The organism is Centipeda infelix ATCC 43532 (assembly GCF_000234095.1).
Lineage (GTDB): Bacteria > Bacillota > Negativicutes > Selenomonadales > Selenomonadaceae > Centipeda > Centipeda infelix.
Genome location: NZ_JH376797.1, coordinates 297,924 through 318,895, shown reverse-complemented (window position 1 = coordinate 318,895; position 20,972 = coordinate 297,924). Strand labels below are relative to the sequence as shown.

The following is a 20,972-nucleotide window of genomic DNA, read 5'->3' as shown; positions in this document are numbered from 1 at the left end:
CACCGAGATAAGTTTGGGGCTGACCGTTTACACGATAGCACCTTTTTCTATGGCTATTATACTCCATGATCGAAGAAATAGCAATACTCCGTCCCCGTCTCCCGTTTGTCTCCCTCGAAAATTGGGAGACAAATGGGAGACATTTTACTAAAACGGGAGACAAGAAAAACCTTGCGCCCTTGAAATACAAGGGTCTACTTCCCTATTTCCAGATTCGCCCCGGGTACCACTGGAGACTGGGGATGTCGATTATGTTGTTGTTTTCCATCTATGAAATCCTCAATTATCTGCAAAATAATCCGTGTCGATGCGCTTGATACGGTATGATTTTTGTGTTGATACACCTAACTCGTGTTCGATCATCAACTCTGTCAGTTTTTTCCCGTCGACAAGAATAATATGTTGCGCGTCTGCGAAAGCCTTTGCTCCTTGAGAAAATTTTGCGGTCGTAATAAAAAGACCTTTTTCTATCTTTGGCGGTCCCATCATCGCACCGGCAAATTTTTGAATTTCGGGCTTTCCGATGGTTGTTTCCGGTTTCCAGCGTTTTGCCTGTATGTAAATCAAATTGAAACCAAGTTTATCCTCGTGGATGATGCCATCAATTCCCTCATCACCACTCATTTTTGTGACAAAGCCATCCCCATAATTCACCGCTTTCATTAAATCAACGACAAGTATTTCAAAAAAATTAGCACTTTGTGCCATAATTTCAGTCAAAAGATCATCTGCCAATTGGTCGGTGATGGTTCCATAGACACGATCCAGTATTTCCTGCGGTGTTTCTTCACTCAGAGGAAGTGTTGGGAGAGCGACTTTTTTTTCAATATTTTTCTTCCCACGAAATTCTGCAAACTCTGGATATTTCTGCTCTAGAAGTGCATTTGTAATGATTTCACCGCTCGCAAGCAATGTTTTTCCACGATCTGTAATCACAACTTGAGCACGTTTTGGAGATTCAATAACTTTTGCTTTTTTCAAATAGGTCTTTGCCCAACCAATACGATTGTCATAGACCGTTTGCCTATCACTAGAAAGTCTCTCTAAGAGAGCATCATCTGAGATATGGAGCTTCTCTGCTATGAGTTTTTTGACCTCCTTCATTGTGTAGATTTTCCCGTCTTGCAGGACACGAAGCAATGGCATATAAAATTCGTCATATCTTGGCAGCATATTGATACCTCTCCCTTATATGATTGTTATATGGATTTTGTTTTGGGCGAAGCTTCCCAAAGTCCTTTCATTCGGCATTCTATTTTTCGTTCAATCATACTTAGTTTTGAACGAAAAATCAATCTGTTGAACAAAAAGAGATTTCGGCAGACTGCCCGCAATCAAGCAATCTGCTGAAACCTCTTGGATTTCCGTTATTTTTGTTTTTTTAGCAGGCAAACATTCTCGACGTGCGATGTCTGAGGGAATAAATCGACGGGCTGAACTTCCTGTGCGAGATAGCCGAGTCCTTTCAGGATGGCGAGGTCGCGCGCAAGTGTGGCAGGGTTGCAGGAGACGTAGACGATGCGCTGTGGCTTCATGTTGGCGAAGGTGCGCAGGACGGTTTCGGTGCATCCGGCACGCGGCGGATCGACAACGACGACATCGGGGCGAATGCCCTGTTTGTAGAGTGCAGGCATGACGGCAGTCGCGTCGCCAACGATGAACTCGGCATTCTTTACATGGTTGTCACGTGCATTCTTTCGCGCGTCAAGGATGGCGGGCTGTACGATTTCAATGCCGTAGACCTTTCGAGCTTTTTGAGCAAGAAACAGCGTAATTGTTCCCGTACCGCAATAGGCGTCGATGACAGTCTCTGTCCCATGCAGGTCAGCATAGGCGAGTGCCTGCTCGTAAAGGCGTTCTGCCTGTCTTGTATTGACCTGAAAGAAGGAGCGCGGGGAGATGTGGAAGTTCAGCCGCCCCAAAGAATCGATAATTGTCGGTCGTCCCCAGAGCAGCTGTGTGTCGCGTCCCATGATGACGTTGTTGCGATAGGTCTGGATATTCTGATGGACACTGACGAGGTTTGGCAGACGCTCACGCATCATGCGAACAAAGTCCTTGGCGCGTGGGAGCTGCTTTGTTGCAGTAACAATGACCGCCATGAGATCGTTGCTGCGTCCGACGCGCCCGACAATGTGGCGCAGAACGCCCTTGTGGGTGTCCTCGTTATAGACAGGAATGTGAAGCTGCTCTGCAATCTCGCGTGCAGCATTTGCAAGGTCGTTGTTCTCCGCACGCTGGATATGGCAGTTTTCCGTATTGATAATCCTGTGACTGCCCTGTGCAAAGCAGCCAATCACGATCTTTCCGATATTTCGTCCAATTGGAAACTGCATCTTGTTCCGATAGTTCCACGGTTCTTCTGCACGCAGCGTTTCCATCACGGGAATCTGCGGGAGCTTGCCGATATGGGTCAATGCGTCTACGACCTGTGCACGTTTTGCACGCAGCTGTGCCTCATAGGAGAGGTGTTGGAGCTGACAGCCGCCGCATTCCTCGTAGAGTTCACAGAGCGGTGCAACGCGATCGACACTCTCATGCAGGATCTGCTTGATGCGTCCGCGTGCATAGCTGTTCTTTACTTCTTCTATGATGACGGAGACGTTCTCGCCGGGGAGTGCATTCGGGACAAAGACAGTAAAATTCTCGTATCGTCCGACCCCCTCACTGCTCGTTCCGAGGCGATCAATTTGAAGTTCATAGGTTCGCCCTTTGCAGACGGGAATCGTCTGCGCGGCTTGCTTTATCGTTTTTCTATGTTTCATCGCTCTGCAAACGTCACCTTTTCAAATAGTTCCATCGGGTGTATCAGGAGAATATCCGCCCCATGTGCCACGAGTTCCTCCTCTGGCCGGAATCCCCAGAGAACGCCGACCGCAAACGCTCCTGCATTGCGTGCTGTGTCCATGTCTACGTCTGTATCGCCAAAATATGCGGTCTGCTCTCCCGTGACCCCAAAATTTCTCATGATGTGAAGCACCTTTTGCGGGTCGGGCTTACGCGGCAGTCCTTCCTGATCGCCGATGATTTCCTGAAAAATCCCATGCGGAAAAAGCGTCTTCACAATCATCTCTGCCGCAGACTGATGTTTGTTTGTGCAGACTGCCATCGGAATACCGCGTCGTCGTAGTTCCTCAAGCATCTCCATAATGCCGTCATACGGCTTCGTCTTTTGGAGCAGATTCCGCGCATAGCGATCCTTGTACTTCGACATAAATTGCTCCACAAAGGTCGTATCCGCAGCGTTCTCCTGCGGGAGAATGCGTTCCATCAGCTTTCGTGTGCCGTCTCCGACAAAATAGCGATATGCCTCCACCTCATGCATGGGAAAGCTGTGTGCGCGAAGTGTGGCGTTGGCACTGTCCGCCAGATCGTCCAGTGAGTTGACAAGTGTTCCGTCCAAATCAAATACAGCGGCTTTATAGTTCATGGAAATGCCCCCTTTGACAAAAACAGCCTTTCCCTTTCGGAAAAGGCTGTTTGTCTCAGCCGAGTTTTTTTGCCAAGAGTTCGTTGACCATCTGTGGGTTTGCCTTACCCTTGGACTGCTTCATCACCTGTCCGACAAGCGCACCGATTGCCTTCTTATTGCCGCCCTTATAGTCCTCAACGGCTTTTGCGTTCGCTGCGATGACTTGATCGACAATATCCTCGATCTCCTTTGTGTCGGTGATCTGGACAAGCCCCTTGTCCGCAACAATCTTTTCCGGTGCATCGGGCGATATCCACATCTCCTTGAATACAGTTTTGCCGATCTTCGAGGAAATCGTCCCCTTCGAGATGAGCAGGATCATCTCACCGAGACGCTTTGCATCAACGGGGGACTCCTCGATTGTCTTTCCCTCTGCATTGAGGTTCTTTGCGAGATCACTCATCAGCCAATTTGCCGCGAGTTTCGCGTCCGCCCCCGTCGCCGTGATAGCATCGTAGTATTCCGCCATTGCACGCGAGCTTGTAATGATGCCCGCATCGTAAGCGGAAAGCCCTGCTTCGTCCATCAGACGTGCACGGCGTGCATCTGGCAGCTCGGGCAGCTCTTTGCAGATCGCCTCGATCTCCTCTTTGCTCGTCACAATCGGCGGCAGGTCAGGCTCCGGCATATAGCGGTAGTCATGTGCCTCCTCCTTGCTGCGCATGGAGAGGGTGATGCCGCGCTCTGGATCCCATGTGCGCGTTTCCTGAATGATGTGACCACCGTCCTCAAGCACCTCGGTCTGACGTTCGATTTCGTAGTTGATGGCATCCTCAAGTGCCTTGAAGGAGTTGATGTTCTTCATCTCCGTGCGCGTGCCCAGTTTGTCCGAGCCGACGGGACGCAGAGAGACGTTGATATCCGCACGGAGATTCCCCTCCTCCATGCGGCAGTTGGAGACATCGATGTACTCCATGATCGTCTTGATCTTCTCCATGTAGGCACGCGCTTCTTCCGCCGAGGACATATCCGGCTCGGAGACGATTTCAAGCAGGGGGACACCCGTACGGTTGTAATCCACGTTGGACGAAGAGGAGTCCTTGATCGTCGTGCCGGAGTGCACGAGCTTCCCTGCGTCCTCCTCCATATGGATGCGCGTCAGACGAATACGTTTCTTGCCCGCCTCCGTGTCAATATCCACCCAGCCGTGCTCAGCAATCGGGAGGTCAAACTGTGAGGTCTGAAAGTTCTTCGGAAGGTCTGGATAGTAGTAGTTCTTGCGGTCGAACTTGCTGTACCCGTTGATTTCACAGTTGGTTGCAAGCCCCGCCTTGATGGCATAGTTTACGACCTGACGATTGACGACGGGCAGGACACCGGGAAGCCCAAGGCAGACGGGACAGACATGCGTATTCTGATCTGCGCCGAAGCCCGTCGCACAGCCGCAGAAAATCTTGGTCTTTGTCTTGAGTTCACAGTGAATCTCAAGACCGATGACGGTTTCGTATTTCATGCCTTTCCTCCAATCGGTGCCATTTTCGTATGGAAATCATGTGCCTGCTCATAGGCATATGCCGCACGTAGGATCGTCTCCTCCGCGAGCGGACGTCCGATGATCTGCAGTCCGATGGGAAGTCCCGCTGCGGTAAAGCCACAGGGTACAGAAATACCGGGCAGCCCCGCAAGGTTGAGAGGCACGGTCGAGATATCCTGCAGGTACATCTGCAGGGGGCTCGTCATCTCGCCAATCTTATAGGCGGGGGTCGGTGCGGTCGGTGTCATGATGACATCAACCTCTTCAAAGGCATGCGTGAAGTCCTGCTGAATGAGCGTCCGCACCTTGAGTGCCTTGAGATAGTATGCGTCGTAGTAGCCCGCAGAAAGAGCATAGTTGCCGATGAGGATGCGGCGTTTGACCTCCGCACCGAATTTCTCCGTGCGCGTGCGCGTCATCATGTCGACGAGATCTTCCCCATCGACGCGTACACCGTAGCTGACACCGTCATAACGCTCGAGGTTGGTCGCAGCCTCTGCGGGGGCGATCAGATAGTAGGTCGAGACGGCATAGTCCGTGTGCGGAAGTGAAATCTCGCGCACTTCCGCCCCCATCGCTTCAACATCCGCAATCGCCTTACGGACAGAGACTTCGACATCGCTGTCCATTCCCGAGATGAAGTATTCCTTGGGCAGACCGATCTTGAGTCCCTTTACGTCATTCTGCAATGCCTTCGTATAGTCCGGTACATCTGCCCTGCTTGCGGTCGAGTCCATGACATCGTGCCCTGCAATGACGTTCATGAGGTGCGCGGCATCCGTGACATCGCGTGTGAGGGGACCGATCTGATCAAGGGAGGAAGCATACGCCATAAGTCCGTAGCGGGAGACGCGCCCATAGGTCGGCTTCAGACCGACAATGCCGCAGAACGAGGCGGGCTGACGAATCGAGCCGCCCGTATCGCTGCCAAGCGCCCAGATCGCCGTCCCCGATGCAACCGCCGCCGCACTGCCGCCCGACGACCCGCCGGGAACTCGCTCCGTGTCCCACGGATTATGGGTCGGGTGATAGGCAGAGTTCTCCGTCGAGCCGCCCATTGCAAACTCGTCAAGGTTTGCCTTGCCAAGGATGACAGCGTCCGCATCATGCAGTTTTGTCATAACCGTTGCATCATAGGGCGGAACAAAGCTCTCCAGAATCTTTGATCCGGCTGTCGTACGCACGCCCTTCGTACAGATATTGTCTTTGATCGCGCCCGGGATACCCGCGAGGAAAGGAATCTCCTTCCCCGCTGCGATCTTCGCATCCACGCGATCCGAGGCAGCAAGTGCATCCTCGCGGTTTTCCAAAAGATATGCGCCGACTTCGTTTTCGACCGCGTCCATGCGCGAAAGTACGTCTTCGGTCAGTTCGCGTGCACTGATCTCCTTGCGCGTAAGCATATCGTGCAGGATATGCGCCGGTTTTTCATATAGACTCAAAACAGCTCCTCCTTACCCTTCGAGTACTTTCGGTACTTTGAAATAGCCGTCCTCTGCAAGAGGGGCATTCGAGAGTGCCGCCTCATTGGAAAGGGACGGGCGCACCTCGTCGGCACGGAAGACATTCTCGATGGGCAGTGCATACGTCGTCGGATGCACATGCTCTGTATCGACATTGGAAAGGTTATCCACATACGTTAGAAAATCCCCCAATGTTTTGAGTGCTTCTTCTTTTTCCTCTACAGGAATCGCAAGGCGCGAGAGATGCGCCGTTGTCGTGAGATCCTGTTCCGTTACCTTCATGCCTCCACCGTCTTTCTTTGTCATATCCGAATCATTATAACAAATCGTTCTGCAGGTATCAAACGAAATCCTCATACTCTTTGCGGGCGAAGAAAATCTGCCTCGTGTGCAAGGATCATCTCCCGCAGGAGCTTGAGTGCCGTCGCCGTCGATGTACCGCTCGGATCGAGTGGCGGCGAGAGTTCGACCATATCACAGGCAACGACATTGCACCCATGAATGACGGAAAGAGCGGCCTTCATGAGGTCAATGAAGGTCACACCGCCCGCCTCGGGGGTTCCGGTGCCAGGAAATGCGGATGGATCGAGCACATCGAGGTCAATGGTGAGATAGACGGGACGATTCTTGAGCCCCGAAATCGTCTCGGATAGTCCGGAAAAGGTGAACGGATGGATATTCGTATGCCCTGCCCGTGCCCACTGCCACTCTGCACGCTCCCCGCTGCGAATGCCGAATTGATGAATGCGTCCGTCGCCGAGGAAATCCCAGACACGGCGGATTACCGTCGCATGAGAGAGGTGGTTGCCGAGATATTCATCTCTGAGATCCGTATGCGCGTCGAAATGAATCACGGCAAGATCGGGGTGTTTTTCCGCCGCCGCCTTGATTGCGGGCAGGCTCACAAGATGTTCGCCGCCAATCAGAAATGGCAGCCGTCCGTCCGTCAAAATATTCTTCGTAAATGTATGGATCATATCCAGCGCACGCTCCGTGTCTCCGAACGGGAGCTCCAAATCGCCGCCGTCAAACGCGTGTGCATCCTCAAGATCGAGATCCTGATAGGGGCTGTACGTCTCCAGTCCGTAGGACTCTGCCCGCATGATACGCGCAGCAAAGCGCGTTCCGGGGCGATAGGATGTCGTCGAGTCAAACGGTGCGCCGAAGATCACGATATGGCTGTCCTCATACGTCCCGTCACATCCGAGAAACGTTTCAATGTTGCGGTTCCACATCTTCGAGTATCTCCTCCACATAGTTCGGCAGAGCAAATGCAGCTGCGTGCAGTTGTGTGTTATAGTAGCGTGTCTTTATGCCGAGCGACTTCCAACGCGCAAAGTCCACGCCCTCGACAGGGCGGCGGTTCTTGGACGAGAATCCGAAGAGCCAATGTCCCGATGGGTAGGTCGGTATATGTACCTGATATACACGACTGAATGGAAATGAGTGGACAATGCGCTGGTGCATACGCTGCATTGCATAGGCATCCTGTTCATAAAACGGGCTCTCATGCTGATTGATCATGATGCCGTCCTCTTTCAGAGCCTTGAAGCAGTTTCCGTAGAACTCCTTCGTGAAAAGACCTTCCCCCGGTCCGAATGGATCCGTCGAGTCCACGATAATGAGGTCGTATGTGTCGATGGGTTTGCGCACGAAGCGCAGCCCATCCTCGTAGTGGATGTGAACGCGCCCATCCGAGAGACATGATGCCGTCGATGGCAGGTATTCACGGCAGACATCGACCACCATCTCGTCGATCTCCACAAGGTCAATATGGCGTATGGAAGGATAGCGCAGAAGTTCGCGCACGGTTCCCCCATCGCCGCCGCCAATCACGAGGATGTTCTCTGCCTCCGGATGTACGCACATGGGAACGTGGGTAATCATCTCGTGATAGATGAACTCATCCTTCTCCGTCAGCATCATATAGCCGTCGAGGGTCAAAAATCGCCCAAACTCGGGCGACTCAAACACATCGATGCGCTGAAACTCGCTCTGTCTGCTATAGAGCTGGCGATTCACGCGAATCGAAAGGCGCACATCGGGCGTATGTTGTTCTGTATACCAAAATTCCATATTTATCTCTCCGTCATCACATTGAGATACTGTATGCTCATATCCTCGGGACCCGTGATCTGGCATCCCTTTTTCTTTGCATAGCGAATGTAGGTCAGAATCTCCTCCGTGATCTGTTCTCCCGGCGCAAGAATGGGAATGCCGGGCGGGTAGCACATGACAAACTCACTGCATATGCGACCGCAGGACTTTGCAATCGGAAGGGACTCTTTCTCCGCATAGAACGCATCCTGTGGCCCGCAGACGATGACGGGGTCGATGTACTCCATCTTGAGCGTCTTGGATGGATCCTTGCGGTAGTTGCGCCGAATCTCCGCGAGTGCCGCGACAAGACGTTCGATGTCCTTCGGGCGATCCCCGACCGACACATAGGCGAGCAGGTTCGCAATATCTCCAAACTCTGTCTGGATATCATAGTCATCGCGCAGGATGTCATAGACCTCGATGCCGGCAAGACCTGTCGGACGCGTAAAAATGGACAACTTCGTCGTGTCGAAGTCAAAAACAGCGGCACCGTTGATTAGCTCACGTCCATAGGCATAGTAGTCACCAATTGCATTGATTTCGTCGCGCGCATAGGCAACGAGGTCGATGATCTTATCGATGACCTCCCGACCACGCAGGGCGAGATTCCGTCGACTGATGTCAAGACTCGCGAGGAGCAGATAGGACGCACTTGTCGTCTGTGTGATATTTATGATTTGATGCACATAGCCGAGCGGCATGGAGTCCGAACAGAGCAGGAGAGAGCTCTGCGTCAGCGAGCCGCCGGATTTGTGCATACTGATTGCCGCCATATCTGCACCTGCATCCATCGCGGCGACAGGAAGGCGGTCACTGAAATACAGATGTGTGCCGTGTGCCTCGTCCACGAGCACCTTCATCCCGTGGGCATGTGCGAGTTCCGTAATTGTGTGGAGGTCGGAACAGATTCCATAATACGTCGGATTGTTGACAAAGACCGCCTTTGCATCCGGATGACGCGCAATTGCTGCGGCGACATCCTCTACACGCATCCCGAGTGCAATGCCGAGAATATCGTCGATCCCTGGATTCACATAGATTGGAACTGCACCGCAGAGAATGAGGGCGTTGATTGCACTCCGATGGACATTGCGCGGCATAATGATCTTATCGCCGCGCCCCACCGCCGAGAGCACCATTGCCTGTACCGAGCCTGTCGTCCCGCTCACCATAAAGAATGCGTGTGCGGCACGGAATGCCTCCGCTGCAAGACGCTCCGCATCTCGAATCACGGAAACGGGATGACAGAGATTGTCGAGCATCTTCATCGAGTTGACATCGACATCCAAACACGCGCTTCCAAGAAATGCAGCGAGTTCGGGATTGCCGCGCCCGCGCTTATGTCCCGGCACGTCGAAGGGCACGAGGCGCGCACGCTTCATGCGCTCAAGTGCCTCCTGAATAGGCGCACTCGTCTGCGAGAGGTACGGCATTATTTCTCCTCCACGAGAAGTTTGGACACGAGGTCGTCATAGCGATAGTCCCCCGCAAGATCCTTGCTCTTCACCCAGCGCACCGCCTCCTCTATATCCTTTTCCGCCGGAAGTCCCGCAGGACGGTAGGGCTTGAGCTCAAGGGCATCACGCGCGGGGGCAGGGAATCCGCTTTTTTCCATGACAAGATCGATGTATTCCGCACGCGGCGCATGGTTGAGATATTCCACGGACTTGTTGTAGGCGCGGTACATGGCGCGAATGGAATCCGCTTTCTCGTTGATGGCAGAATCTGCAAATACGATAACGCCGGGATTTATGCCGAGCTCCCCCGATCCCGTGACGTAGCGGCTGCCGGAGGCAACGGCAACGCTCGCCATTGGCTCCGGCAGAACCGCCGCCGCGAGATTTCCGCTCTGCAGCATCTCAAGTCGTACGGGAATCTGCGGAATAACGACCTTGGAGACCTCCCGTTCGTTCAATCCGTTCACCGCGAGAATCTCATCCGTCACATACTCGATGATGGTGTTGCGTGAGATGGCGATCTCCTTGCCGTGCAGATCAGGAGCGGTGGAAATGCCCGTATTGCCGCCCGCAACGAGGTTATAATTTCCGTCCGTGTAGGAAGTTGCATGCAGGGCAAAGCCGCCCGAGCGTGCAAAGATAACCGCGAGAAGATCAGAGATTGCACCGTCGAGGTTGCCGCTCTGGAGAGCCGCATCCCGCTCCATCGCACTCTTGAATGGGACGAGCTCGACCTCGACACCTTCCTCTGCAAAGTACCTGCGCTCTGCGGCGATGATGAACGGGATGGAATCTGTATCCGGCATCAGACCGATGGTGATCTTCGAAAGCTTTGCATCCTTTGGCTGCGACTCCGACCCACAGCCTGCCGCGAGGAGGAGCAAAGCAGAAAGTGCCGCAGCAAGTAATCTCTTCATCATACATCTCCTTCTCGCTTGATCGCTCCGGCAGAAACAGCATGTTCCTTCGCCATGTGTTCGCACAGATAACGCAGTGTCCACAGCGTATTGTACGGAGTAATCGTCGATTTATACGTAATATGCGGAATCCCGGCGTTCTCTATCGCTGTGAGAACCTTTGTCAGTCGCTTTCCACGAATATTCTCCAACAGAATGAGGCGGTGCGGGAAGTCGAACTTCTGCTCTTGCTGGGGCTGCGCAGCTTTGAATCCCTTGCTTCCGAGCAGATAGCCGAGCTTCTCGTGCCATGCATCCGCAGGAAGAATCTGAACACGGACACCAAGCGTACGAAGAACTTCCTGCGCCAATGAAATCTGCTCTGTTGGAAATTGATAGAGCAGCACGCGTTCTTCTTTTTTTATTGCGGAGTTTCCCATTACTTCGCCGTAAGTCCGCGCATCAGGAGATAGGTTACAAGCTCATCTAGAGAGACTTCCTCCTCAAGCATCTTCTGTTCCAGCGAGCTGCGCAGGGTCTTGGGAAGCCGGACGGTCAAAAAGCCGGTCATTGCAGTTGTCGGCACATTTTCCACGGGGACAGCGGCCTTTAGTGTCTGCTTTTTCTTGGACTTTGTGGTGGTCTTTGCCGTATCGCTCACCGACTTCTCGGGGGCGGCGTTCTTCTTTGTCGTCACTGCCGTCTGCTTCTTTTGCTCCGCTGCCTTTGCCGCCTGTTCCTGCGCAGGCTTCTGTTTGGTACTCTTGTCCTCTGCTGATTTCTTCTTTGCCACGGTCTTCACCTCTGTTGTCTTGTTTTCCTTTTTGCTCTTCTTTGTGCTTTGGCTCTGCTTTGGCTCGGGCGGATAGACGAAAAACTCGTTGTAGGCGTTGCGCAAATCCTCACTTGCCTGTTTCGTTCCGACACCGATGATATAGGATGGATCGTCGGCGTTCAGAGATTCGGCAATGCGTACGAAATCCGAATCCGTTGTGATGATGAAGTATTTTCGCACGCCTTCCTGATAGAGGATCTGTGCCGAATCGTAGAGTGCGGAATCCAACGAATTCTTTCCGAAAAAGGTTCGACTGATCTGCCGAAAGGTCAGATCCGGATACTCCATCAGACGATCCCAGCGCTTCTGCTCCGGATGTGCTTCCCAGTCGGAGACAACGATCATGCGGCAGGGCTGATAACGCTGTGCCTGATCGATGGTATATTGAAGCATTTCTATGGGAGCATTCTCGATATCGTAGAGAATTGCCACCGTATCATTGCTCGAGTCGAGCATCATCTCACTCCTTACTCCGCCTTATCACCAAATGAACGTTTTGCTCGCTGCTCAAGGAAGCTTGCTTCCACCTCAAGCACCTCCGCCTGCCGCAGATTGTTTTCCGCAGTGCGGATGGTCGCCGCATTCTTATCCGTCATCCACGCCGCATATCCTTGCGCATAGGCAATGTGCAGATCACAGATTTTGAGCCTCAGCTGATGCAAACTCTGCATGCTGCGCGGTGCAGTAACAGCGGAGAGCTCATCCTTGCACTCCTGCCAATCGATAAGGATGTCCTTCTCCATGATCTGACGCGCCATATCGCGTGTTGTCTGACTGCCGAGCGCACCTGCCCCGAGAACGGAGTAAAGCCGTAGTTGCGCTGCATCTACAATGCGTTTATGACGTGCAATGATGGCATCGCTCTCTGCCAAGTAGGTTTCAATACGTTGGCGGCGTGCTTGCTCCAAGAGAACTGCATATTCATGCAGATTTTGAATGGCGACTACCTGCCAGTCTCCCTCCTCGGAGGGGGCGAGCAGAAGATTGAACGTGAAGTCCGCATCGGCTTCATCCTGATGTGCGAGGATATCCGCTTCCGCTGTCTGCGTGTCCTCATGAAGTGTTAAATTGGAGACATCATGGAACACCAGATCTCGCACACCGATGCGGGAAAGAATATTTTCCGTATCAGTGCCATCCTCGGCCTGCGTCGCCGAGGGCCATTCACCGGTTGTCAGGCGCGTATGCACGGCATCCTGAAGCATCTGGATAAATGCGGGCTTGAGCATTCTCGAGAAATCCTCAAGTGCTGCAGCCGACTCGTGCGAGTGTCCGAATTCGGCATCCATCGTCCCCATCATGAAGTCGTCATACCCGGAGTTCAGGACATCATTCAAGCGCACATGGCGCTGAAACAGGGCCTCATCATGTTGCTCCAATGCCGTTTCAATGGAGCGAAGTGCGTACTCCGGCGTCTTCGTATAGACACGGAAATACCAGAAAAGTCCTGCAAACACCAGCAGAACACCAAGCAGCATTGCACATACGATCTTTACCCTCATTGCACGGCTCACCATAATCCCCTCCCCTTCTCGCAGCAATCGTTCAAGCGATCACCTCGTCAATGATCCCGCCGCCCAGTACGATATCGTTCTCGTAAAACACCACGGACTGACCGGGGGTCACAGCACGCTGCGGCTCTGCAAAACAGACGCGTACGCGATCCCCTTGCTGCATGACGCGCGCAGTCGCCTCCCGTTTTCCATAGCGGATCTTTGCCTGTACCGTCCGTTCTTCCTCCAACGTGTCCCACATTGTCCAGTTCAGATCCGATGCCATGAGCTCCTGTGCATAGACTGCATCTGCTGTTCCAACAATGACGCGGTTATTTACTGCATCGAGTGCAGTGACATACAGCGGCTGTGGAGCTGCAATTCCGAGCCCCTTGCGCTGACCGATGGTATAGAATGCAACGCCGTCATGTCTTCCGAGTACGTTCCCCTCCACATCGACAATATTACCGCAACATGTGCCGTTCGGGCGGTGTTTCCGCAGATACGCCTTGTAATCATCATGCGGGACAAAACAGATCTCCTGGCTCTCCGTCTTATGTGCCACAGGCAGATGGTATTCCTTTGCCATGCGGCGTGTTTCACTCTTGCGGAGATTGCCCAGCGGAAAGATGACATGCGCCAGTTTTTCCTGATTCAGATGGTAGAGCACATAGGACTGATCCTTATCATGATCCATTCCCCTACACAGACGATAAACACCTTCCTCATTCCGATCGATGCGTGCATAGTGCCCCGTCGCGATATACTGTGCACCGATGTCTTCTGCCGCGCGGAGAAGCCTCCCGAACTTGATGTGGTGATTGCAGACAACGCACGGATTGGGCGTACGCCCGTCGAGATACGCATCGAGGAAATAGTCAACAACGGTATGCTCAAAGGTTTCGGTAAAATCTACGACTTGATGAGATATACCGAGCACATCCGCCACACGCCGCGCATCCTCTACACTGCTCAGCGCATTCGGCTCGACCATGCGGGTCTCATCCGAGAGCCGCATGGTCATGCCTACAACGTCATATCCGCTCTCCAAAAGCAATGCTGCAGCGAGTGAACTGTCCACTCCACCGCTCATTGCGACAACAACACGCTCCTTCTTCATCGTTCTCTCCAATACAATGTTATCTTATATAAATGTGCGTTTAGTATAGCATTCACGCACTGAAAACACAAGAAATTGTATTTGTTCGACGGCCCTATACAAATATTGTTTTTTTGAGGAATCACTGATAAAATATAGAGAAAATAAATGTGGGGAGGGGTGCTATGGCAGTTGTTGGCATCATTGCCGAATACAATCCCTTTCACTGTGGCCACAGCTTTCAGATGGAAGCTGTACGTCGGCAACATCCCGCAGCATACGTCGTTGCTGTTATGAGCGGAAGCTTCACCCAGCGCGGCGCACCGTGCATTCTTGACAAATGGACAAGAGCGCGTCATGCGATTGCCGGCGGCGTAGATCTCGTTCTCGAACTCCCTTTTGTCTATGCCTGCCGCAGTGCACAGGACTTTGCGCGTGGTGGTATTTCCCTGCTCTCGCGCCTTGGGATTGTCACGCACCTTGCCTTTGGCACGGAAGCGGAGGGTACGGAACTGCTTTCGGAGCTTGCAGCACGGATTGACACATCTCCCGTGCAGATGCAGCTTCGCGAATTCCTCGGACAAGGCTGTTCCTATGCCAGTGCACTTACGCGCGCACTGGTGGACAATGCAGTCATCTCTGAAGATCTGCTGCGCGCGCCGAACAACATTCTCGCAATCGAGTATCTGCGTGCACTGAGACTCCTTGCGCCGCAGATCCTGCCGCTCGGCATCCAGCGCATATCGGCACAGCATGGCGATCCGAAGCTTCATGCGGGTATTACCAGTGCCTCCTCCATCCGTTACGCACTCAGAGCACCGTTCCCCGCATGGGATCAGCTAAAAAAAAGCGTATCGCCGTATGTGTGGGACGATCTCAAGGAGGCGCATCGACAGGGGCTTCCGCAGGAGGACAGTCTGCTTGAGCTTCTGCGCTACCTGCTGCTTGTCACAGATGTTTCGGCACTCATGAAAACATATGGTGTTACGGAGGGCATTGAGCATCGTTTGATCCGCAGTTTGGAAACGGCGACGGATTACAAGGTCTTTCTTGAAACAGCATCCGCAAAGCGTTATCCGCGGAGCAGAATCGCCCGCCTCATCATGCATCTGCTCCTGCATTTTCAAAAAGACCATGCAGAAGAATGTGATGTCTGCGGCGCGGCATACATCCGTCCCCTTGCATTCAATGCACGCGGGCGCGGACTCCTGCGTACGATCAAAGGAATATCTACGCTCCCCATCATCACGCGTACGGCAGCTTTTTTAACAAGCAGCACACGCAAAAATGACGCTGCAACGTACTCTCTGCTGCAGCGTATGCTCGCCTTCGATACCCGTGCGACCGAGTTGCGCAGCCTCACCCTGCCGACCGCTCACACGAAATATCACTGCACGGATTTTATTATGTCTCCGATTTTCTTTCAGAAAGAAAGGACAGAATTATGAGCCAAAATGTAAAGCTTTCCTCTCTCCTGGTACTGAACGAACTCAATCATGACCCCGTTCTCAGCTTCCTCGAGTGGGACGCAGATGATCCGACATCTCAAGCGGAAGCTGCTGCACATCTCGTTCGCGCAGCGGAAATGCAGGGACTCAGCGGTAATTTGCTCCCGCAATATCTGCTGCACATCTTCACGCATAACGCAAACCTCGTATCTGAGACCATGGAGCGGACAGGACTGCCGCCGGGGAACGGTCTGCGTCAGGCATTCTATCATGACATCACACTGCTCTATCCGCTGCTGACCCTGCCGACAAGCGAGTTTCTCGGTGTACCGCTTCTCGATAACTACGAACCGACCTGGAACATCTACGATAAGACGGAGGACTTCCTGATCCCGTGGATTGAGGCAGCACAGACACCGAAAGATTACGCCGAGGCACTGCTTACCTTCTACGCTCGCTATGGTTATGGAGAGCTTGCATCGTATATCGTCTTCCATTGGGATGACACAACGAATAAGCTCCGCGGCGTAGAGTATTTTGAACGGACACAGATGAGAGATCTCATTGGGTATCAGCGGCAGAAAGAACTGCTCATCCAGAATACGCGTGCCTTTGTGCAGGGAAAACCCGCCAATCACGTTCTCCTCGTCGGTGCACGCGGTACGGGAAAATCCTCTGCCGTCAAGGCTCTTGTCAGTGAATATGAAGAGAGCGGGCTTCGTCTCGTACAGATCACAAAGGAGCAGCTGCGCAAATTGCCTGAGATTATGAACACGCTGCGAAACTATGCCGGGCGGAAGTTCATCCTCTTTCTCGATGACATCTCGTTTGAGGACTCTGATGCCGAATTTAAGGCGGTTAAGTCCGCCATCGAAGGCGGTGTCTCCTCCTGCCCACCGAACGTACGCCTCTATGCAACCTCCAACCGACGCCATCTTGTACGTGAGACATGGCGCGACCGCGAGCAGGATGAACTCTATCGCGACGACAGTATCAACGAAACGATCTCTCTCTCAGATCGTTTCGGACTCGTCGTTCACTTTCATACGCCCAATCAGGACGAGTATCTTGCGATTATCGACCATATGCTGACGCAGAAGGGCATCCATCTCTCTTCTGAGGAGCTGCGCATCGCGGGGCTTCGTTGGGAGATGACCCACAGCGGACGCAGCGGGCGCACGGCTCAGCAATTTGTAGCCTACTACCTCGGAATCCACTAAGGAAGTACAGATAAATTCAACAGTACACGGAGAGTGCAAGCGGCAGCGTTCGCACACGCAGCGGAAGCAGAGGTCCACATTCTCCGTCGATATCGCTGTAGAGATCTTCCTCCGCGTGAATATCGAAAGATTTTGCACGAATGTGCAGGATGTTCTCGCGCTCTGTCACCGGCTTCCCGGCGAACAGGTCTGCCGCAACAGACATAAACTGCGGCAGACCTGTTTTTTTGACGGCAAGGAGGTCAAGCATCCCATCGTCGATAGCGATGTCATGACCGATTTTCTTCATTCCAGCGACCACGGGGCTGTTTGCAATGACGAACAGAAAAACATCCGCATCATACGCTACATCATCTGCTGTGATTTGGACATGGAAAGAGCGCAGACGCGGGATCTCGCCGATTCCCTTCAGATAGTAAGCGACCTTTCCAAGTGCATTCTTATATGTGGATTTAACCTCATGGGCAATTCCTGTCAGCATTCCCGCACTGACGACATTGACAAAATACTTTCCTATTCCTTCGAGCATTCCAAGGTCAACGCGGCGTGCCTCATCTGCCGCGATACGTTCGATGTATGCCTCCCAGTCCTCAATGCCAAGATGCGTTGCAAAGTCATTGGATGTTCCGCTGCCGAGAATGCCAAGTGGAATATCCATATCAGCGGCAAGCATGGCGTTCACTACGGCATGTACCGTGCCGTCGCCTCCTGCAGCAAGTACGCCATTGGGGCACATCTCGCGGAGGAAGTGCCCGAGATTGTCCTGTCCTCCGCCGCGTGTGCGGTAAGGAAAGAGCACAATTCCATGACGCTGAAACATATCAATTAGGGAATCCAGTTTGCCCTTGAAAAGCGCATGACCCGAAACGGGGTTGTAGATCAGCCCAAGTTTTTTCATGCCTTAAAAACTCCAATTCGCTGCAAGAATCGAATTCCGACACTGCCGATCATCGGCAGACGGCGCAGATCATCCTCGATGAGAGCCCGCAGGAGAAGCATCGCAGCGATATAGACAGCACAGCCGAAGAACACAGCACCGAATGTGGAGATAGCAGGGATTCCCCACCATACAAGTGTCCATTCGTAGGATAGATAGACTGCGCCCGCCATGATCGCAGCAGCACAGATTGTCTTGATGAACTGTAACAGTTCGATCCGATAACCGATGAATCGATAGATGAAATACAGATTGATGAGTGCCGCAACTCCCATATCCGCCGCTGTTGCCCAGGCTGCACCCATGATGCCGAGCCACGGGATCGCCGTGAGATGCCAATTCAGAAAAATTTTTGCCACAGCCGCGAGCAGCATATTCACCATCGGGATCGTTGGATGTCCAAGTCCCTGCAAAATTCCCGTCGACACTTGATGTAGTCCGAGCAGAATGATGCTCACTGCCGAGATCATGACAGCGGGACCTGCTCCGGGCGCGTTGTAGATCAGTGCCGAGATCGGTGTCGCCAGCACAAACACAATGACAAACGCAGGGAAACAGACAAAGTTTGAGATACGAACGGACGCTGCCGTCTGATCGTAGACACGCGAGCGGTCACCGAGTACGCGCGACTCAGAGATCGCGGGCACAATGCTCATTGCCATGGATGCAGTCAGAATTGTTGCAAGATTGACAAGCGGCACCGCCATGCCATTTAGATAGCCGAATAGTTCCGTAGCTTCGCTGATGCTGTAGCCTGCCGCCTCCAGACGCTGCGGAACGATCATGAGGTCGAGGTTCGATACGACGGGCAGCATGATGCTCGCCGCCGAAACGGGCAGTGCGAGCTTAAAGATTCGTTTGATAATGGAGAGCCGAGACTCGTACGCCGCCCCTGGCAGAGGTTTCAGCTCCGTGCCGTAGTCACGCGCAATGTCACGCTCCAGTTTGATGTGAAAATAGACGAGGACAATGAGCCCTGTCACCGCACCTGCAAACGCTCCGAGCGATGCTCCCGCCGCAGCATAGTCCAGCCCCCATGGCATGAGAAGGCTTGCAAGGACGATCATCGTCACCACGCGGAAAATCTGCTCCACAATCTGCGATACCGCCGTCGGGGTCATGCGCTGCCAGCCTTGCAGATAGCCGCGCGAGCTGGCGAGCAGAGTCACGAAGAAGACCGTCGGTGCCAGCACCACCACAGCCTTGTATGCGCGCGCGTCTCGGATCAGCTGCCAATCGATCAGCCAGTCCGCAGCGAGATAGGTCAGAATCGAAAACAAGAGCCCCGTAAAAAGCATGAGCATCATTGAAATGCGAAAGACACGCTTCGCGCCATATATATCGTTCAGAGCCACGCGTTCTGCCGTAATGATCGAAATAGCGACAGGAACACCTGCCTGCGAGACCGTCATGGCAAAAAAATAAATGGGAAAAGCCATTTGATAGAGACCAATTCCCTCACCGCCGAGGATGCGGGAAACGAAGATCCAGTTGAGTGAACCGATGACCTTGACCACGAAGCCCGCGATCGTCAGGACAAAAGTTCCCTTGAGGAAGGATTCTCCCTTGCTGCTTTTCCCTTCAGCAACATCTATCTCACGAATGAGAAACACCGCCTCAATACAATCATCAATAAACTACTATTGAATTATAACATATGCCATTCCTACGATCAATCGCACTTTTCTCAAAACAAAGAGGCTGTTGCACAAAGCAGGTAAGCCTCATGCAACAGCCTCATACCGATAAAATTTATCCGCGTGATTTCTTCACTGCAGCAAAGCCCTTCTCGGCTGCAGCAATCGTCCGTGCGATATCGTCATCCGTATGCGCACCGGAGAAGAAGATTGTCTCAAACTGCGACGGTGCGAGGTAGATCCCCTCGTCAAGCATGGTCTCGAACCAGATGCGGAACGCTTTCTGATCCGCTGCCTCTGCATCCTTGTAATCATAGACCTCACGGTCGATGAAGAAGATGCCGAACATCGAGCCCGCCTGATGCGCACAGATCGGAACACCCGCATCCTTTGCAGCATGTTGCCATCCGAGCAGCAGCTCCTTTGTCTTGATCGTCAGTTCGCGGCTGTAATCCGCCCTCCCCTCCTCGGGCTCTGTCGTGAGGATCTTCAGCGTCTCAATGCCCGCTATCATCGCGAGCGGATTACCAGAGAGCGTGCCCGCCTGATAGATGGGACCGGAGGGCGAAATATTCTCCATAATCTCACGCCGTCCACCATATGCCGCGACGGGCAGGCCGCCGCCAATGATCTTTCCGAGGCAGGTGAGGTCTGGACGAATCCCGTACGCTGCCTGCGCACCACCGAGCGAGGCGCGGAATCCGCACATGACTTCGTCAAAGATGAGCAGTGCGCCGTGCTTCTCCGTAAGCTCACGCAGCAGCGAGAGATAGCCCTGACGCGGCAGGACAAGCCCCATATTGCCCGCCACCGGCTCTATGATAACTGCCGCAATCTGATCGCCTTCACGTTCCATGACAGAACGAATGGCATCCTCATCGTTGTACGGAACGGCAATTGTATCGGCGGCAGTCCCCTTCGTCACGCCCGGCGAACTCGGCACGCCAAACGTCGCCATCCCCGAGCCGGCACTGACAAGCAGACTGTCGCTGTGTCCATGGTAACAGCCAATGAACTTTACAATCTTGTCGCGCCCCGTATAGCCACGTGCAAGACGGAGCGCGCTCATCGTCGCCTCCGTCCCCGAGTTCACCATGCGAATGACCTCAATGGACGGATAGACGGTCTGCACGAGCTTTGCGAGCTCCGTTTCGAGAAGGGTTGGCGCACCGTAGCTTGTACCTCGCGCTGCAGCCTCCTGAAGGGCCTTTACCACCTGTGGATGGGCATGACCGACAACCATCGGTCCCCATGAGCCGACGTAGTCAATGTATTCGTTTCCGTCAATATCATAGATCTTGGAGCCTTCGGCTCGGGCGATAAAGAGCGGATTCCCGCCCACGTTCGCAAAGGAGCGGACGGGGCTGTTCACGCCGCCCGGCATATGCTGCTTCGCCTCGGCAAAGGCGGTCTTCGATTTTTCTGTACTCCGCATAGCAAA

Annotated in this window: 19 protein-coding genes; 2 read left to right on the top strand and 17 right to left on the bottom strand. The window is 53.3% G+C overall.

Annotation, left to right across the window (positions count from 1 at the left end):
- Positions 1 to 279: 279 nt before the first annotated feature.
- From HMPREF9334_RS01490 to mnmA, 14 genes are all read right to left on the bottom strand, one after another.
- On the bottom strand, positions 280 to 1,173 hold the full coding sequence (locus tag HMPREF9334_RS01490; RefSeq protein ID WP_006691739.1) for a restriction endonuclease: 894 nt from the start codon (positions 1,171 to 1,173) through the stop codon (positions 280 to 282).
- 194 nt (positions 1,174 to 1,367) lie between these two features.
- A complete protein-coding gene (gene rlmD, locus HMPREF9334_RS01485; protein ID WP_006691738.1) occupies positions 1,368 to 2,765 on the bottom strand; it encodes a 23S rRNA (uracil(1939)-C(5))-methyltransferase RlmD in 1,398 nt (465 codons plus the stop codon).
- Positions 2,762 to 3,430, bottom strand: a complete 669-nt coding sequence (locus tag HMPREF9334_RS01480) for an HAD family hydrolase (RefSeq protein WP_006691737.1) — start codon at positions 3,428 to 3,430, stop codon at positions 2,762 to 2,764. The genes rlmD and HMPREF9334_RS01480 overlap by 4 nt, the downstream gene beginning before the upstream one ends.
- A gap of 55 nt (positions 3,431 to 3,485) precedes the next feature.
- Positions 3,486 to 4,925 carry an Asp-tRNA(Asn)/Glu-tRNA(Gln) amidotransferase subunit GatB gene (gene gatB, locus HMPREF9334_RS01475; protein WP_006691736.1) on the bottom strand — a complete coding sequence of 480 codons (1,440 nt, stop codon included), beginning with the start codon at positions 4,923 to 4,925 and terminating at the stop codon, positions 3,486 to 3,488.
- The gene (gene gatA, locus HMPREF9334_RS01470) at positions 4,922 to 6,388 is read right to left on the bottom strand and encodes an Asp-tRNA(Asn)/Glu-tRNA(Gln) amidotransferase subunit GatA (RefSeq protein WP_039957102.1); all 1,467 of its coding nucleotides are present in this window, start codon (positions 6,386 to 6,388) and stop codon (positions 4,922 to 4,924) included. Before gatA ends, gatB begins: the two co-directional genes overlap by 4 nt.
- A 12-nt stretch (positions 6,389 to 6,400) precedes the next feature.
- Positions 6,401 to 6,691 (bottom strand): Asp-tRNA(Asn)/Glu-tRNA(Gln) amidotransferase subunit GatC, encoded by a 291-nt coding sequence (gene gatC, locus HMPREF9334_RS01465; RefSeq protein ID WP_039957101.1) that lies wholly within the window; start codon positions 6,689 to 6,691, stop codon positions 6,401 to 6,403.
- Positions 6,692 to 6,762: 71 nt separating this feature from the next.
- Complete coding sequence (gene speB / locus HMPREF9334_RS01460; RefSeq protein WP_006691733.1) at positions 6,763 to 7,644, bottom strand: agmatinase; 882 nt, start codon at positions 7,642 to 7,644, stop codon at positions 6,763 to 6,765.
- A complete protein-coding gene (speE, locus tag HMPREF9334_RS01455) occupies positions 7,625 to 8,485 on the bottom strand; it encodes a polyamine aminopropyltransferase (RefSeq protein ID WP_006691732.1) in 861 nt (286 codons plus the stop codon). The genes speB and speE overlap by 20 nt, the downstream gene beginning before the upstream one ends.
- A 2-nt stretch (positions 8,486 to 8,487) precedes the next feature.
- On the bottom strand, positions 8,488 to 9,942 hold the full coding sequence (locus tag HMPREF9334_RS01450) for an aminotransferase class I/II-fold pyridoxal phosphate-dependent enzyme (protein ID WP_006691731.1): 1,455 nt from the start codon (positions 9,940 to 9,942) through the stop codon (positions 8,488 to 8,490).
- A complete protein-coding gene (locus HMPREF9334_RS01445; protein WP_006691730.1) occupies positions 9,942 to 10,883 on the bottom strand; it encodes a MetQ/NlpA family ABC transporter substrate-binding protein in 942 nt (313 codons plus the stop codon). The genes HMPREF9334_RS01450 and HMPREF9334_RS01445 overlap by 1 nt, the downstream gene beginning before the upstream one ends.
- Positions 10,883 to 11,302, bottom strand: a complete 420-nt coding sequence (locus tag HMPREF9334_RS01440; protein ID WP_006691729.1) for a DUF3783 domain-containing protein — start codon at positions 11,300 to 11,302, stop codon at positions 10,883 to 10,885. The genes HMPREF9334_RS01445 and HMPREF9334_RS01440 overlap by 1 nt, the downstream gene beginning before the upstream one ends.
- Positions 11,302 to 12,156, bottom strand: coding sequence for an NYN domain-containing protein (locus HMPREF9334_RS01435; protein ID WP_006691728.1), 855 nt, complete (start codon positions 12,154 to 12,156; stop codon positions 11,302 to 11,304). The genes HMPREF9334_RS01440 and HMPREF9334_RS01435 overlap by 1 nt, the downstream gene beginning before the upstream one ends.
- Before the next feature lie 8 nt (positions 12,157 to 12,164).
- Positions 12,165 to 13,214 carry a hypothetical protein gene (locus HMPREF9334_RS01430; protein ID WP_006691727.1) on the bottom strand — a complete coding sequence of 350 codons (1,050 nt, stop codon included), beginning with the start codon at positions 13,212 to 13,214 and terminating at the stop codon, positions 12,165 to 12,167.
- Positions 13,215 to 13,242: 28 nt separating this feature from the next.
- Positions 13,243 to 14,322: a tRNA 2-thiouridine(34) synthase MnmA gene (gene mnmA / locus HMPREF9334_RS01425; RefSeq protein WP_039957099.1), complete on the bottom strand. Its 1,080-nt coding sequence runs from the start codon at positions 14,320 to 14,322 to the stop codon at positions 13,243 to 13,245.
- A 152-nt stretch (positions 14,323 to 14,474) separates the two neighbouring features.
- Between mnmA and HMPREF9334_RS01420 the strand changes: the two genes are divergently transcribed.
- The gene (locus tag HMPREF9334_RS01420) at positions 14,475 to 15,737 is read left to right on the top strand and encodes a tRNA(Met) cytidine acetate ligase (RefSeq protein WP_006691725.1); all 1,263 of its coding nucleotides are present in this window, start codon (positions 14,475 to 14,477) and stop codon (positions 15,735 to 15,737) included.
- The gene (locus HMPREF9334_RS01415; RefSeq protein WP_006691724.1) at positions 15,734 to 16,957 is read left to right on the top strand and encodes an ATP-binding protein; all 1,224 of its coding nucleotides are present in this window, start codon (positions 15,734 to 15,736) and stop codon (positions 16,955 to 16,957) included. The genes HMPREF9334_RS01420 and HMPREF9334_RS01415 overlap by 4 nt, the downstream gene beginning before the upstream one ends.
- 16 nt (positions 16,958 to 16,973) lie before the next feature.
- Here HMPREF9334_RS01415 and HMPREF9334_RS01410 read toward each other — a convergent pair whose 3' ends face one another.
- The 3 genes from HMPREF9334_RS01410 to hemL form a co-directional block, all read right to left on the bottom strand.
- Complete coding sequence (locus tag HMPREF9334_RS01410; protein ID WP_006691723.1) at positions 16,974 to 17,855, bottom strand: diacylglycerol/lipid kinase family protein; 882 nt, start codon at positions 17,853 to 17,855, stop codon at positions 16,974 to 16,976.
- Positions 17,852 to 19,507: a putative polysaccharide biosynthesis protein gene (locus tag HMPREF9334_RS01405; RefSeq protein WP_006691722.1), complete on the bottom strand. Its 1,656-nt coding sequence runs from the start codon at positions 19,505 to 19,507 to the stop codon at positions 17,852 to 17,854. Before HMPREF9334_RS01405 ends, HMPREF9334_RS01410 begins: the two co-directional genes overlap by 4 nt.
- 139 nt (positions 19,508 to 19,646) lie before the next feature.
- The gene (hemL, locus tag HMPREF9334_RS01400; RefSeq protein ID WP_006691721.1) at positions 19,647 to 20,966 is read right to left on the bottom strand and encodes a glutamate-1-semialdehyde 2,1-aminomutase; all 1,320 of its coding nucleotides are present in this window, start codon (positions 20,964 to 20,966) and stop codon (positions 19,647 to 19,649) included.
- Positions 20,967 to 20,972 lie beyond the last annotated feature (6 nt).

Bases quoted from the DNA above. Each gene is read 5' to 3' on its own strand.
- HMPREF9334_RS01490 (WP_006691739.1), bottom strand. From the start codon at position 1,173: ATGCTGCCAAGATATGACGAATTTTATATGCCATTGCTTCGTGTCCTG.
- rlmD (WP_006691738.1), bottom strand. From the start codon at position 2,765: ATGAAACATAGAAAAACGATAAAGCAAGCCGCGCAGACGATTCCCGTC.
- HMPREF9334_RS01480 (WP_006691737.1), bottom strand. From the start codon at position 3,430: ATGAACTATAAAGCCGCTGTATTTGATTTGGACGGAACACTTGTCAAC.
- gatB (WP_006691736.1), bottom strand. From the start codon at position 4,925: ATGAAATACGAAACCGTCATCGGTCTTGAGATTCACTGTGAACTCAAG.
- gatC (WP_039957101.1), bottom strand. From the start codon at position 6,691: ATGAAGGTAACGGAACAGGATCTCACGACAACGGCGCATCTCTCGCGC.
- speB (WP_006691733.1), bottom strand. From the start codon at position 7,644: ATGTGGAACCGCAACATTGAAACGTTTCTCGGATGTGACGGGACGTAT.
- speE (WP_006691732.1), bottom strand. From the start codon at position 8,485: ATGGAATTTTGGTATACAGAACAACATACGCCCGATGTGCGCCTTTCG.
- HMPREF9334_RS01450 (WP_006691731.1), bottom strand. From the start codon at position 9,942: ATGCCGTACCTCTCGCAGACGAGTGCGCCTATTCAGGAGGCACTTGAG.
- HMPREF9334_RS01445 (WP_006691730.1), bottom strand. From the start codon at position 10,883: ATGAAGAGATTACTTGCTGCGGCACTTTCTGCTTTGCTCCTCCTCGCG.
- HMPREF9334_RS01440 (WP_006691729.1), bottom strand. From the start codon at position 11,302: ATGGGAAACTCCGCAATAAAAAAAGAAGAACGCGTGCTGCTCTATCAA.
- HMPREF9334_RS01435 (WP_006691728.1), bottom strand. From the start codon at position 12,156: ATGATGCTCGACTCGAGCAATGATACGGTGGCAATTCTCTACGATATC.
- HMPREF9334_RS01430 (WP_006691727.1), bottom strand. From the start codon at position 13,214: ATGGTGAGCCGTGCAATGAGGGTAAAGATCGTATGTGCAATGCTGCTT.
- HMPREF9334_RS01420 (WP_006691725.1), top strand. From the start codon at position 14,475: ATGGCAGTTGTTGGCATCATTGCCGAATACAATCCCTTTCACTGTGGC.
- HMPREF9334_RS01415 (WP_006691724.1), top strand. From the start codon at position 15,734: ATGAGCCAAAATGTAAAGCTTTCCTCTCTCCTGGTACTGAACGAACTC.
- HMPREF9334_RS01410 (WP_006691723.1), bottom strand. From the start codon at position 17,855: ATGAAAAAACTTGGGCTGATCTACAACCCCGTTTCGGGTCATGCGCTT.
- hemL (WP_006691721.1), bottom strand. From the start codon at position 20,966: ATGCGGAGTACAGAAAAATCGAAGACCGCCTTTGCCGAGGCGAAGCAG.